The 14682-nt window shown below is 62.1% G+C and carries 9 protein-coding genes; all 9 read left to right on the top strand.

Going from position 1 to position 14682, the window contains the following annotated elements; all coding sequences use genetic code 11:
* Positions 1-79: 79 nt before the first annotated feature.
* Positions 80-1813: an ABC transporter ATP-binding protein gene (locus tag ACIQTW_RS15125; protein WP_402938291.1), complete on the top strand. Its 1734-nt coding sequence runs from the start codon at positions 80-82 to the stop codon at positions 1811-1813.
* Complete coding sequence (locus tag ACIQTW_RS15120) at positions 1810-3888, top strand: ABC transporter ATP-binding protein (RefSeq protein ID WP_402938288.1); 2079 nt, start codon at positions 1810-1812, stop codon at positions 3886-3888. Before ACIQTW_RS15125 ends, ACIQTW_RS15120 begins: the two co-directional genes overlap by 4 nt.
* A 56-nt stretch (positions 3889-3944) precedes the next feature.
* Positions 3945-4361, top strand: a complete 417-nt coding sequence (locus ACIQTW_RS15115; RefSeq protein WP_402938473.1) for an acyl-CoA thioesterase — start codon at positions 3945-3947, stop codon at positions 4359-4361.
* Between the two features lie 25 nt (positions 4362-4386).
* Positions 4387-5151, top strand: a complete 765-nt coding sequence (locus ACIQTW_RS15110) for a copper homeostasis protein CutC (RefSeq protein ID WP_402938286.1) — start codon at positions 4387-4389, stop codon at positions 5149-5151.
* A gap of 218 nt (positions 5152-5369) precedes the next feature.
* Positions 5370-8354, top strand: a complete 2985-nt coding sequence (locus tag ACIQTW_RS15105) for a glycoside hydrolase domain-containing protein (protein WP_402938283.1) — start codon at positions 5370-5372, stop codon at positions 8352-8354.
* 1 nt (position 8355) lies between these two features.
* Complete coding sequence (locus ACIQTW_RS15100; protein WP_402938280.1) at positions 8356-10296, top strand: DUF5107 domain-containing protein; 1941 nt, start codon at positions 8356-8358, stop codon at positions 10294-10296.
* Positions 10297-10394: 98 nt separating this feature from the next.
* A complete protein-coding gene (locus ACIQTW_RS15095; RefSeq protein WP_402938277.1) occupies positions 10395-10997 on the top strand; it encodes a DUF1349 domain-containing protein in 603 nt (200 codons plus the stop codon).
* A 96-nt stretch (positions 10998-11093) separates the two neighbouring features.
* Entirely contained in the window at positions 11094-13328 is a 2235-nt protein-coding gene (locus tag ACIQTW_RS15090; protein ID WP_402938274.1) for an McrB family protein, read from the top strand.
* Positions 13329-13443: 115 nt separating this feature from the next.
* A complete protein-coding gene (locus ACIQTW_RS15085) occupies positions 13444-14652 on the top strand; it encodes a restriction endonuclease (protein ID WP_402938271.1) in 1209 nt (402 codons plus the stop codon).
* Positions 14653-14682 lie beyond the last annotated feature (30 nt).

Here is a 14682-nt window from a genome sequence, read left to right as displayed (position 1 = left end):
TGGGGAGGCTAATACTGTCAGCCCTTGCTGCCAAACTTCTCTTATCTCATTCACGCACTCTTTCTAAGGACCCGTGGGCATGCTTGTCACCCTTATACGGCGCTACTCCAAGCCGTATTTGCCGCAGATTGTGGCTGTGCTGATTTTCCAGTTGGCATCCACCATCGCCACGCTCTACCTCCCCAGCCTCAACGCCAAAATCATTGATGAGGGAGTTTCCCGCGGAGACACCGACTTCATCTGGCAAACCGGTGTGCTCATGCTCGGTGTCGCCCTTGGACAGGTGCTTACCGCCATTATCGCCGTGTACTTCGGCGCCCGCGTTGCCATGGCAATCGGCCGCGACCTGCGCCGGAGCGTCTACCGGCAGGTCAGCAGTTTCTCCGCCCAAGATGTCAACCGATTCGGTGCTCCAACGCTGATCACCCGCGGCACCAACGATGTCCAGCAGGTACAGATGCTGGTGCTCATGGGGCTGAACTTCATGGTTTCCACGCCCATCATGTGTGTTGGCGGCATCATCATGGCCCTCCGTGAGGACCTCAACCTCTCCTGGCTCGTGTGGGTTTCCGTTCCGGTGCTGGTGGCCGTTGTGGGCTACCTCGTGGTCCGGTTGATGCCCCTGTTCCGTTCCATGCAGACCAAGATCGATGCGATCAACGGTGTGCTTCGCGAGCAAATCATCGGCATCCGCGTGGTCCGCGCCTTTGTGCGTGAACCCCACGAGGCAAAGCGCTTCGGCGACGCCAATGATGACCTCACCGCAGTGTCCGTGAAGATCGGCAACCTGTTTGTCCTCATGTTCCCGGCCATCGGCATGATCCTGCACCTGTCTACGGCTGCCGTGCTGTGGTTCGGCGGCCAGCGCGTTGATTCGGGTGAAATGCAGGTGGGTGCGCTCACGGCCTTCCTCCAGTACCTGTTGCAGATCCTGATGGCCGTCATGATGGGCACGTTCATGGCCATGATGATTCCCCGCGCGTCCGTCTGTGCAGATCGCATCGGCGAGGTGCTCGACGTCGAGCCTTCCATCCACAACCCCACCTCACCGGTGGTGCCCGCTGAGAAGAAGGGTCGTGTGGAATTCCGCGACGTCACGTTCAAATACCCCGGTGCGGAGGCGCCGGTGCTGAGCAACATCTCCTTCACCGCCGAGCCGGGCAAGACCCTGGCCATCATCGGATCCACGGGCGCAGGCAAGACCACCCTGGTTTCGCTGCTGCCAAGGCTTTATGACGTCGCCTCGGGCGACGTGCTGCTCGACGGCGTGCCGGTTACCGAGATGGACGCATCTGAAATCACCAGTCGGGTCTCCGCCGTTCCGCAGAAGCCCTACCTGTTCTCCGGGACCATCGAGCACAACCTGCGCTTCGGCAAGCCCGACGCCACTGACGAAGAACTGTGGGAGGCGTTGGAGACTGCACAGGCCAAGGGCTTCGTCGAGGAAAAGTCATCCGGTTTGAACCGGCGCATCGCCCAAGGTGGGACCAACGTATCCGGTGGCCAGCGCCAGAGGCTGTCCATTGCCCGGGCGTTGGTTACCAAACCGAATGTGTACCTGTTTGATGATTCGTTCTCCGCTCTGGATGTCGCTACCGATGCCAGGCTGCGCAAGGCCTTGAAAGCCAAGACCAAGGACGCCACGGTCATCATCGTGGCCCAGCGTGTGTCAACCATTGCGGATGCGGACGAGATCCTCGTGCTGGATAACGGCCGGATCGTCGACCGTGGAACGCACGACGAACTGCTGGAGACATCACCCACGTACCAGGAAATCGTTGAATCCCAGCTGAGCGTGGAGGAAGTGGCATGAGCGAGCAGAACCAGCAGAAGAAGCGGGGCTGGGCTGCCAAGGCAGAGGCCGCCAAGGATGCCAAGGCAACGGCCGAGGCTGAGGTAGCAACTGAGCTGCTTGACGACGACGACTTCGTTGAAGAGGAATACGTTCCTTCCGAAGCCGACGGCGGCATGTTCGGCGACGTACCGGCCAAGAAGGCCAAGGAGTTCTGGCCCTCCGCCAAGCGCCTTATGGGCCTGCTGAAGCCTGAGAGCGTTGGCGTGTACATCGTGATCGGCCTAGTCATTGTCTCGGTGGTCCTGAACGTGATCGCCCCCAAGGTACTGGGCATTGCCATGGACGTCATTTTCGGCGGCGTCATCGGCAGGCAGGTCCCGGAGGGGGTCTCCCAAGAGCAATTCGTGGAGCTCATGCGTCAGCAGGGGCAAGGTAATTTTGCGGACATGGTTTCCAAGATGGAACTTACCAACGGGATCGACTTCCCTCAGCTGACGTTCCTGATTTCGATCGTGCTCCTCATGTACTTCGTGGCCAACATTTTCCTGTGGGCGCAGGGTTGGTTGCTCAACAGGATCGTCATGCGGGTCATCAAGAAGCTACGCAACGACGTCCAGGCCAAGCTCAACCGGCTCCCGTTGAACTACTTCGACACCCGCCAGCGCGGCGACATCCTGTCCCGCGTGACCAACGACGTCGACAACGTTCAGCAGGGTCTTCAGCAGGCGTTCTCCCAACTTGTCAGCTCCGTGCTCACGGTGCTGGGTATCACCGTCATGATGTTCATCGTGTCCTGGGAGCTGGCGCTGATTGCCTTGATCGCCCTGCCATTGTCCGGCATTGTTGCGGGCGTCATTGGTGCCCGCAGCCAGAAGCTCTTTGCCGCGCAGTGGAAGAACACCGGCGCACTCAATGGCCAGATCGAGGAGTCGTTCTCAGGCCACGACCTCGTGAAGGTGTTCGGCCGCGATGCCGACATGCTGGAGCGTTTCGACGAGAAGAACGAGGAACTGTACAAAGCTTCGTTCGGTGCACAGTTCGTGTCCGGCGTGATCTTCCCGGCCATGAACTTCGTCTCCTACCTGTCCTACGTCGGCATTGCCGTGGTGGGCGGACTCCGGGTTGCCTCGGGCTCCATGAGCCTCGGCGACGCCACCGCGTTCATCCAGTACTCCCGTGAATTCACCCAGCCGCTGGGCCAGATTGCAGGCATGGCCAACATGCTGCAGTCCGGCGTCGCCTCCGCAGAGCGCGTCTTCGAGTTCCTGGACGCCGATGAAGAAGTTGAAGAGAACGCTACGCGCCACCTGCCCTCCAAGACCGACGGCCACGTGGAGTTCGAACACGTGTCCTTCAGCTACGTGGAGGACAAGCCGCTGATCGAGGACCTGTCCTTCGCTGCGGAACCTGGTCACACGGTGGCCATTGTGGGGCCCACCGGTGCAGGCAAGACCACGCTAGTGAACCTCGTGATGCGTTTCTACGAGCTCAATGCCGGCCGGATCACCCTGGACGGCGTGGACATCAAGGACCTCAGTCGTGCCGAGCTGCGGTCCAAGGTTGGCATGGTGTTGCAGGATGCCTGGCTCTTTGGCGGGACCATCTACGACAACATCAAGTACGGAAACCTGGACGCCACCGAAGAGCAGATCATGCAGGCGGCCAAGGCCACCTACGTGGACCGCTTCGTGCGTGCCCTTCCGGACGGTTACCAGACGATCATCGACGAAGAAGGCAACAACGTCAGCGCCGGTGAAAAGCAGCTCATCACCATCGCCCGTGCCTTTGTCTCCGATCCTTCGTTGTTGATCCTTGATGAAGCCACGAGCTCCGTGGACACCCGTACCGAGCTGCTGTTGCAGAAGGCCATGGCAGCGCTCCGAACGGACCGTACGAGTTTCGTGATAGCCCACCGACTCTCCACTATCCGGGACGCCGATACGATCCTGGTGATGGAAAACGGCAAGATCGTGGAGCAGGGAAACCACACCCGGCTGCTCGCTCTCCAGGGCGCGTACTACCGCTTGTACATGTCCCAGTTTGCGGGTGAGGAAGAGACCGCTGTGGACGACTCGACGGCGGTGCACAGCTGAGCACGGAAACACTGAAGGAGTCCATGGCACCCCGGCGCATTGAGGTCCTTGTACCCATGCGCTGGGGTGACATGGACGCCTACGGACACATCAACAACGTCCAGATTGTGCGCATGCTCGAGGAAGCCCGTATCGCAGCCTTCGGGCCGCCCCGCGGTGCCGGCCTCCCCGGCGTCGAACCTCCTGCTGCCCTCTTCAACGATGTTGAGGATGGTGTCATGACCCTGGTTGTCGAGCATAAAGTCCGCTATGTCCGGACGCTGGACTACCGCAACATGCCGGCCGTTGTTGAGATCTGGGTCGGCGCCATCAAGGGCGCGAGCTTCGATCTCCACTACGTCATTAAGGACCCCGTCACGCGGGAAGACTGCGTCAAGGCCACCACTCACCTGGCTTTCGTGGCAGAGGCCACAGGGCGGGTCCTCAGGCTCACGCCGGAGCAAAAGGAAAAGCTCGAACGCTACCGCGCGTAGCTCCTGCTGCCCGTAGAGTTTCAGCATGAAACTTGAAATTGCCGTGGTGAGCGCGGCGGGTGCAGGCACGGCTGCCGCCGAAGGAGCCCACCGTGTTGAGCTGTGCAGCAGCCTGGAACTTGGTGGAATCACTCCAAGCCAAGGACTCATGGAAGCGAGCATGGAGCACGTCGATGGCCGTCTGGAAATTCACCCGCTGATTCGTTGCAGGCCCGGCGATTTCCGGTACTCGGCTTCAGACCTGGACACCATGGTCCACGAGATCCGCCATCTGCTCGCCCAAGGTGCGCATGGGGTGGTGGTTGGGGCGCTTACTCCTTCAGGAGAAGTGGACGTGCAAGCAGTGCAGCGTCTGGTGGGCTCAGCCAGGGATACCAATCCTGAAGCGCAAGTGACCTTCCACCGGGCCATCGATCAGTCAAAAGACCCTTTGGCCGCCCTTGAGCAACTCATGGAACTGGGCTTAACACGGGTCCTGACGTCAGGGCACGAGGCTACTGCCGGAGCAGGCCTGCGAACCTTGACCTCCATGGTGGGGCGTGCAGGGGGTGCTCTGGAAATCATGGCCGGCGGTGGACTCTCCTTAAAGGACATCCCGGCAATGCACGCAGCGGGCCTGTCCGCCGTTCACCTCTCGGCAAAGAAGGCCGTCTCCACCCTTGGAGAAGGAGCGATTTCCCTCGGCGCCCAGGATGGCAGCGATCCCACTGCCTACACCGTGACCGACCGCGAGGTTGTCAGGGCAGCCAAGGCGAAAGTCAACGCGCTGAACTTGGCCATGCCCACGTAGTCCCTGCCGTCCAGCTCACAGGCGGGAAAATTGCAGTGATCGCACATCGTAATGACCCTTTACGAGTCCGTGGAACATCGGGATGATGTAAGGATTCACCACTCGGTGGAAAGCCCCGGAAGCTACGTTCAGGAGTCCCAGCGATGCCGCTGCCCGCGCCGGTTTCACCGGCCCCCGTTTCCCCTCCCAAAACAAGCAGTCACAGTGCCCACCCGGAGGTGGAATGTGGCATTGGGGCGTGGGACAAACTGCTCTACGGGAACCACCGGTTTGTAGTGGAAGTCGTGGAAGTGGTGGAAGCGGCCCAGGAAGCCCACCTACCAGCCCAGGCTCACAGAGTGGTTATTCCTTGGCGGCGGCAGGACCACCACCCGGCGTCGATCGACGTCATCGTCGTCCCGGAGAAAAGCGGTACCAGGGTCCGGAACGTGATTGTGGAAGAGGCCACCAGGGAGTCCGGAAGCATCGTTTTCGAGGCGATCGATGGCCCGGGGATCTACTTCGTCTATTACCTGCCCTACGCCATGCTGGGTAAACCCCACTATCCCCAAGCACAGTACCTCCCGCATCGTTCGGCCGCGGACCCCGCGTGGGCTGCCGCCGTCGGGCATTCAGGGTGGATTCCGTCGAAGCGCGAGCTACCAAGGGCCACAGTCCAGAGATACGAGGCGGCTAGCGAGCGGGATACCTTCGCGCCGATGAACTTCACTGCCCGCATCGACGAACTCGAGAAGTTCCAGCGGGCATACGGGGGCGAGGCCTTCCTGGTGTTTCCGGAGGACCGACTGAACCCCATTTCCATGCATGCGGACCTTCCAGCACACTGGGTGATCCACGGACCAGCCAGGACTTTCACTGCCAAGGCCCAGCCCGGGGAGGACTACGTGGTCCAGCTTGGTTTGTATGCCCTGCAGGATCTCGAAGCCGTGACTGTCGAAGTCACAGCGCCGTCCGGGGGACATTGCATCAACACTGATGGCGTGGACCGTCTGGGCAGGCCATGGCAGAGGACGCTTGCCTTAAGGGCCGGGCAGGTGAAGGCGCTGTATGTGATCCTTCCAGTTCCCCACAATGCTGCCGGTGCCACCGTGGAGGCGTTCGTGAGGATTGCCGCTACTGGTATCACCGCCGCTGGCCAAACGACCCAGGACATCGAGGTCACGCTTGATGTGGCTGGAGTGACGGACACGGAACCCGACGGCGGTTTCGGAGATCCGCGTTTGCTGCGGCGCCTGGCATGGCTGGATTCGCGGGTTGCCCAGGACGCGGAGCTGGTCAGCCCCTTCACGCCCATCACTTTGGACGAATCGAGCAGGACGTTGGGGATTCTGGGCAGGTCCCTAAGGTTGACGGAGGCGGGCCTCCCGGCGCGGGTGACGTCCACCTTCACCGCTGCTGTCACCGCAACTGATGGTCCCGCCGTCGAACTTTTCAGCGCCGGGACAAGGCTGGACGTCGAGGGAATCGATTGGACGCACGGGCAGCTCGTCTTCACGGAGGAGGGCCCGGCGCGGACGTCGTGGCGGTGCGGCTGGACGGGCCGAAAAGAGGGCAAGTCAGTGCTGGCTTTGGAGCTGCACGGCATTCTCGACGCCGATGGCGCAGTTTCGTACTCGCTGCGCCTCAGTTCCGAGGGGACTTTGGACGTGAACGACGTGGGGCTGCAGCTTGAGTTTCTGGAGCCGGCGGTTCCGCTGGCCATGGGTTTGGGTGTCCCCGGTGGTCGACGGCCGGAAGCCCTGGACTGGACATGGGACGTTGCCACGAAGAACCAGGATGCGCTGTGGCTGGGATGTGTCAACGCCGGAATCCAGATCGCCCTGCGCGATGGCAGTTATGAACGGCCGCTCAACACCAACTTCTACCGGGAGAAGCCGTTGGTGGAGCCGACGTCGTGGGCCAATCGTCAGCAGAGCAGCGGGGACGCAATCGTTCGAGGCGGGGTTAGGCTGCACACGGCTGACGGTACGGTAATGCTGAACGCCTTCAGTGGCCCACGGACACTGGCTGCCGACGAACCGATGAACTTCGATTTCCGCCTGTTGCTGACACCGTTCAAGCCGATCGAGCCAGCCAAGCACCTTGGGAAACGCTACTTCCACGCTCCTGACGATCCGGCGGACGTCAGGGCGGCGGGCGCCACCGTGGTCAACGTCCACCATGCAACCGCTCCGGCGCCGTATATCAATGACCCCCTGCTGACCCGGGGCTCGCTGCGGAACTACGTTGCCGAGTGTCATCGGCAGGGTCTGAAGGCCAAGGTGTACAACACGGTCCGCGAGCTCACATTCCACAGTCCGGAGCTGTTGCCGTTGCTGCACCTGGACCACGAGATCTTCAGTGATGGACCGGGCGAGGGACATATCTGGCTGCAGGAACATGGGGGGTGCGGTTATGTCTCAGCGTGGTTCGCGCCCAACGTGGACGACATCGCCGTGGTGACTACGGGTGAGTCCCGATGGGAGAACTTCTACGTGCGGAGCCTGGAGGAACTCGCCAAGGGTGAGGACGGGATCGACGGCATCTACCTTGATGACATTGCCTATGACCGGCATGCCATGCTGCGGGTCCGCAAGGTCCTCGAGCGGGCAAGCAAGGAACGGGAAAGCGATGGCCCTGAAATAGACCTTCATTCCGCCAACCAGTTCACAGCCCACGACGGATATGCGTCCTCCGCCAATCTGTACATGGAGCAGTTGCCCTATGTGGACCGGCTCTGGCTGGGGGAGTACTTCGACTACCAAACCACTGATCCCGACTATTGGCTGGTTGAGTTATCCGGGATTCCCTTCGGCCTCATGGGCGAGATGTTGGAAGGCGGTGGCAACCCATGGCGGGGCATGGTGTTCGGCATGACGGGCCGGGCACCCGCCGTCGATAACCGCCCGCTATGGGATTTCTGGACGGCAACCGGGCTGGAAAGCGGGCAGATGCATGGCTTCTGGGATCCCCACGCACCGGTTCGAACCAACCACCCGGGCGTGCTGGCCACCACATGGTTGACGGAGCGCGGAATAGTTGTAGCGCTGGCATCCTGGGCCGGGCAAACTGAGCATGTGACGTTGATTTTCGACGACGATGCTGCCGCCCATGACGTCGTGGCCCCGGCCATCCGCGGATTCCAATCCGCCGCGAGCTACGCGCCCGGCGAAGCCATCACTATTGAGCCGCAGCGCGGCCTCCTTCTCACGATCGGATACTGACGTGGCCATCACCGCAAGCTCCAACCTCACCGTCACCACTATCTCCCTGACAATGGCGGAGCTCGGCCCATTGAACCCCCTGCCGGTGGTGGCAGCCGAATTGGGCCAGCCCTACACCGTGGGCGAGGGCGTGCCTGAGGAACTTCAAGCCTCGGCCCGCTACGGAGTGGTGCCCAACGTTTACCCGTACCTCATGCAGGACGGCTACAGCAGGGACGCGGCACCCAAGGAGTTTCCCGCCGTCGTGCTTGAAAACAGCAAACTCAAGGTGACCGTCATCCCTTCATTGGGTGGCCGCATCTGGGAGTTGTTCGATAAAGCCACAGGCAAACAGCTCCTCCACAGCCACGATGCCCCGCAACTGGCCAACATTGCGCTGCGGAAGGCGTGGTTTGCGGGCGGGCTGGAATGGAATATCGGCACCCGTGGACATTCGCCCACCAGTTGCGATCCGCTGCATACCGCGATCGTTCACACCCCGGAAGGCAAACACATCCTGCGCGTGTGGGAGTACGAGCGGCTGAGGGAAGTCGTCTTCCAAGTGGACATCTGGTTGCCTGCGGACTCGGCCGTCCTCTTCGCCGCGGTCAGGTTGCGGAACCCGAACGATCACGATGTCCCCATGTATTGGTGGAGCAACGCAGCCATCCCGGAAACGGATCGTACCCGGGTCATCGCTCCGGCGGACGAGGCTTTCGGCAGCGACTACGCCACGGATATCACCCGGGTGAAGCCCACTGAGCACGAAGGGTATGACGGCACGTGGCTGGTCAACAGCCCGCACGCGGCTGACTTCTTCTTCGACATCGACCCTTCCGAACGGCGTTGGGTTGTGGCAGCGGACGACGACGGCGACGGGCTGGCGATGCTGTCCACGGGCCTCCTGCGGGGAAAGAAGCTCTTCGTGTGGGGCCAAGGACAAGGCGGCAAACGTTGGCAGGAGTGGTTGAGCCCAGGGGCGGGACCGTACGCCGAGATCCAGGCCGGCCTCGCGCAGACGCAGTTTGAACACCTGGTGATGCCCGCCGGCGCCGAGTGGGCATGGGTTGAAGCGTACGGGAACGGGCACCTTGATCCGGACACTTCGCACGGTGCCGACTGGGATGCTGCGGTGGCACACGCCAGCGGACGTTTGGAACAGCTCCTGCCCCACGAGGAACTCGAGTCCATGCTTCCCGCCGCCATTAGCAATGCCGATGTCCCGCCGTCGAAAATGCTGCTGCACGGCAGCGGTTGGGGCGTTGTGGAGCGTGCCCGGCGCAGCAGGTCAGGCATGGCCTGGGTTGATGAAAGCGGCACACCTTTCGTGGACGAGAGCGCCACGGCGGAGCAGGAACCGTGGCTTGGGTTGCTGCACGGAAAAGCGTTCGACGGCGCGCCCAGCTTCGTCGCCGGCGCGGATTGGGAGGAGCTGCTGGCGGCGCAGAACAACGTTGAAGCGAAACTCCACCTGGCCACCATGAGGCATGCACGGCAGGACTTGGACGGGGCGAAGGGCCTGTATCGCGAGGTCCTTGCGGCCGGTGACGTGCGGCCGCTTACCAGGGCACTCGCGCATCGTGGACTGGGCTTGGCACTCCTCGCTGAGGGACAGGAACCCCAAGGGCTTTCCGAGCTTCGGAACGGCGTGGAGACTGACCATTCCACCACAGCCTTGATCACGGAGGCGGCCACGCTCAGCATCCGCCACGGAGACCCGGCCCTGGCCTTGGAACTTACAGAGTCAGCACCCAAGGAGGGCGCCGCCGTCGGCCGTTTGAGGTTCCTTCGGGCGCTTGCGCTTGCGCGGACGGGAAACCCGGGGGAGGCGGCCGTCATCCTGCGTGAGGGCGTCGAAATTCCGGACCTCCGTGAAGGCGAGGACGTCATCGCCGCGTTGTGGGAGGAGGTCTGTCCGGGCAAGCCTGTTCCCTTCAGCTATCAGTTCGGGATGCACCAGTAATTTTTCCGGTGGTGCCCGGGTGTGGCCTCCCCTACATCTCCGGCAATCTCTGAAAGCGTGTTCTTGACAATTTTTTCAGGCCACAGAGGAGCACCCAATTGATCCCCGAAATAGCAGGACTCCCATCCTTGGAGTGGACGTCGTCCCCCGGTCACGCCAGCTATGACGGGACCGAAGGGACGCTGACTCTCACCGCAGCGCCCGGGGTTGACTGGACCAACGACTCCCTCGGGGGAGAACCGCAGCACGGCGCTACAGCGCTGGGGTTCAGGGCGCCGGCGGCTTTCTCGTTGTCGGCCAGGGTCCTGGTGGCCTCACCACGGACAACGTTCGACGCCGGGGTGCTGACCCTGTGGGCGGACAGCGAGCACTGGGCCAAGCTCTGCTTCGAGTATTCTCCGCAAGGGGAAGCCATGGTGGTCAGCGTGGTGACCAACAGCTATTCGGACGATTCCAACGGGCCTGTGGTGACTGCCCCGTGGGTTTACCTGCGCGTCAGCCGGGTAGGTCCAGCGTGGGCTTTCCACTGGTCGCCGGATGGCCGCGAATGGTCCTTCGTCCGGTTGTTCAGGCTGGATACTGAGAAGCCCGTGCACGTCGGGTTCCTGTCGCAAGCCCCGATGGGTGAGAGCTGCGAGGCACGATTCGATGCCATCGAATTGAAGGACGAACCCCCTGCGGACCTCCGCGACGGAAGTTAGCGGCGGGGAAGCACAGGCCAGTCGCGGGTCACGCCGGTGGAACGGCAAGCCTGTGGATATCCAGATGCTTGGATAAACCAAACAAGGTAAGTTGGCATGGTGATTCCCTCCGTAAAAACTGCCATTGACCGTGCCCCCGGAGTCTCCAAGGAGATCGAGGACGCAGCCTGGTATGTGCTCGGTCCGGCGCTTCACGGGAGACCTTCGGCGCTGGACGGCAAAACATTGACGTGGACCGCAGATGCGGCCGGCGAGCTTCTTGAAAGGCTCGAACGCGGGGTTGAGGACTCAAAAGCCCCCATGATGACCAACCTGCGGCAGAACTTGGAAGGCGCTTCCCGGGAGGCCAAACTGCTGGCCGTGGAACTGCTGTTCCTGCAGTCACTGCCGCTCGCGCACGAAGTCAAGTCACTCAGGGTGAAGAGGGCACGCGTCGCCGAAGCAGCGTCATGGGTTGAGCCGCCCATCGAACTGCCGGAAGAACTCTACGAGGGCATGACGGACCACGGCGTTATCCGGGACCGCACAGCCGAGTTCAACTGGACCATTTGGGATCACTTGAAGTGGCTGTGCCGTTTCGTGGCCCACGTGGACAGCCAAAACACGGCCACCATCAACGAAGCGCTTGCGGACCCGTTGAAGTTCCACGAACTGGCCGCAGCGACGCCTGAGGATCAGCCCGCCCTTCGCCGCAGCATCGAGTACCTGGTGTGGCCCAGCTACTTTGAACCCGTGGTGGCCGATGTTGAACGCCAGGAGATCCGGGACGCCTTCGCCTCACTGGTGGGCGGTGCCAAAGGTGACACGGACGAGGACATCACCGCGGACATTCACCGCATTCGCCTCCACTTGGACGAGCAAGCCGGGCAGCGCATCGACTGGTATTCCCGCCAACTGGTGAGTCAGTGGCGCAAGGTGGGGGATCCGGGCCGTCGTTCCTGGCTCCTGCGCACCCATCACGACAACGGTGACCTCCTGGCCAGCTGGGTTGCGGAGGAAAAGGCCACCCTGGACGTGGAGCACCTGCGTACCCTCACGGCGGGTGTTACGGCTGGCGTGGTTCAGCATGCCGTGGACGAGGATTACAAGCACCTTGGCTACGTGGAACGAGAAGACACCAAGACGGCTGTTTTCGCCTTCCTGACGGTCATGAAGCCGGGCGACCTCACGCTGTACCAGCATGCCGGCCGAGTGCGCGTTGGTGTGGTTCTTGGTGAACCTGAACACGACGAGGACAATCGCCGCATCCGCCGCAAGGTCCGCTGGTTTGAGGACAGCTATGCCATCCCCGAGCTGCCCCGTCATGCTCAGCGTCAGCTTTCCACGCCGGGCATCATCGTGGACGTCACCAGGGTGATCCAAGCCCTGCAGGAACTGCTGCCGGTGGAGGCCGAAACCGATGGTGAGGACGAAGCTCCGCCCACCACCGTTGTCGAAATTGTCCAGCAAGGTTTCCGGCCCCTGACGGAAGAGTTCGCGGCCTCGCTGCACATGGACCTTGAACCGCTCAAGGAAATTGCGGAACTGCTCGAAGAGAACCGCCAACTGGTTCTGTACGGTCCTCCAGGAACCGGCAAGACCTACCTGGCCAAACACCTTGCCGCGGAGCTTGCCGGTGACCACACCGACGAACGGGTGAAACTGGTGCAGTTCCACCCCTCGTATGCTTACGAGGACTTTTTCGAGGGCTACCGGCCGGACAAAACCGACGATGGCCAGGTGTCCTTCAAACTCGTGGCCGGGCCGTTGCGGCGTCTGGCGGAGGAGGCTGCCAAGGCCGAGAATGCGCACAAACCGTACTTCCTGATCATCGACGAAATGAACCGCGCCAACCTGGCCAAGGTATTCGGTGAGCTCTACTTCCTCCTGGAGTACCGGGACGATCGCATTTACCTCCAGTACAGCCCCAACGAGCCTTTCAGCCTGCCGGATAACCTCTACATCATCGGCACCATGAACACGGCGGACCGCTCCATTGCCATGATGGATGCCGCCATCCGCCGCCGATTTGCCTTCATCGAGCTGCACCCCAAGGAGGAACCGATCCGCGGTACACTGCGTCGTTTCCTGGAAGCCCGCGGACTGGACACCCTCAACGCGGACCTGCTGGATGCGCTCAACGACGCGATCGACGATTGGGACAGGGACCTGATGATCGGACCGTCCTACTTCATGAAAAATGCCGCGCAGAACCCCACAGGACTACGTCGCATCTGGAAATACGAGCTCATGCCGTTGCTGGAGGAGCACTACCACGGGCAGCTGAACCGAGCGCAGCTTGAGGAGCGCTTCGGCCTGGACCAGTTGCTGGGACGTCTTGCAGCCCGCTAAATCCATCCCGCCCAGGCCGGGCCGGGCGCCTGCCAGCGCCGGACGGCCACCTGCTTCTGCCGGGCAAGCACCTGCTTCTGCCGGGCGGGTCAACTCCGGGCCGCGGCATATCGTCATGGACGAGCTCTCCCGCGGCGTGGTGGACAAACTCGATCCCGAATCGGCTGCGTTCATCAATACCAGCGGCCTGGCCAAAGCGTCGCCCATGGGCATGGGTCTTTACAGGATTGAACCCGTTGGCAAGGTGGGCTCAGTCCGGACCTCCACAGTGCAGTTGGAAGTCCGTCCCAAGGATCGGCTTGGCCTCAGCCGGCTTCTCTTCCTGCTCAGTTACGCCGGGGACCAAGGCTTCCGCGACCATTCCGTGGAGGCAGTGGAGCACCCGTATTTGTGGAGTGCGTTGGCCGAATCGCTCGCTCAATTGGCAGATAAAGCCCTGAGCCGTGGCGTCCTGCAGGGCTATCTGACCGTTGAAGAGTCCCTGCGTACCGTCAAGGGCCGCATCCGTATCTCGGACCAGATTTCCCGACGCCCGGGAATGATGGTGCCGCTGGAGGTCTCCTACGACGAATTCACGGAGGACATTGCCGAGAACCGCATCCTCCGTGCCGCGTTGGAGCGCATGGGCAAGGTTCCCGGGGTTCGGCCGGATGTCCTGAGCCGCTTGCGGCAGCTCAAGGGAAAGCTCGACGCCGTTACGCGGCTTCAGTCCGGAGCACCCCTGCCGCCGTGGCGCGCCAGCAGGATGAATCTCAGGTATCACGCCGTACTGCGCCTATCCGAGGTAATTCTGCGCAATGCCTCCGCCGAGGCCGGCGAGGGGAAGCAGCAAACCGCGTCCTTCGTGGTGGACATGGGCCAGGTGTTTGAGGAATTCGTGGGCACCGCGCTCAGGTCCGCCATGAGTGCCCATCCGGGGGAGATGCGCCTCCAATACGGGGCGCTGCTCAACGAGGCCGTCAGGGACTCTGATCGCCTGACTGTCCGCCCTGATGCCGTCCACTTCCTGGGTGGCCGCCCCGTGGTGGTCTATGACTCCAAATACCAAGCAGCCTCCGACGCCGGTGCCTCCCTGAGCGCAGACCACTACCAGTTGCTGGCGTACTGCACTGCCCTCAGGGTTCCCACCGCGTGGCTCGTCTATGCGGGAGCGGGGGAAATGAAGCTCCGCCGCATTCTCAACACGGACATCGACATCGTGGAGTACCCGCTGGACCTGTCCCTGCCGCCGTCGGAAATTCTGGCCGCTGTGGCTGACCTGGCCGAACAATCGTGGGGCGAAGTAGTACGCCAAGCTGTGGCGAACCGGTCGGCGTCGGACTAGCCTGATACTAAATCTTCACGGATGGAGGCA

The sequence above is a fragment of the Paenarthrobacter sp. NPDC090517 genome (assembly GCF_044769165.1).
Lineage (GTDB): Bacteria > Actinomycetota > Actinomycetes > Actinomycetales > Micrococcaceae > Arthrobacter.
Note: the sequence above shows the minus strand (reverse complement) of the source record. Positions and strands in the feature narration are given on the sequence as shown.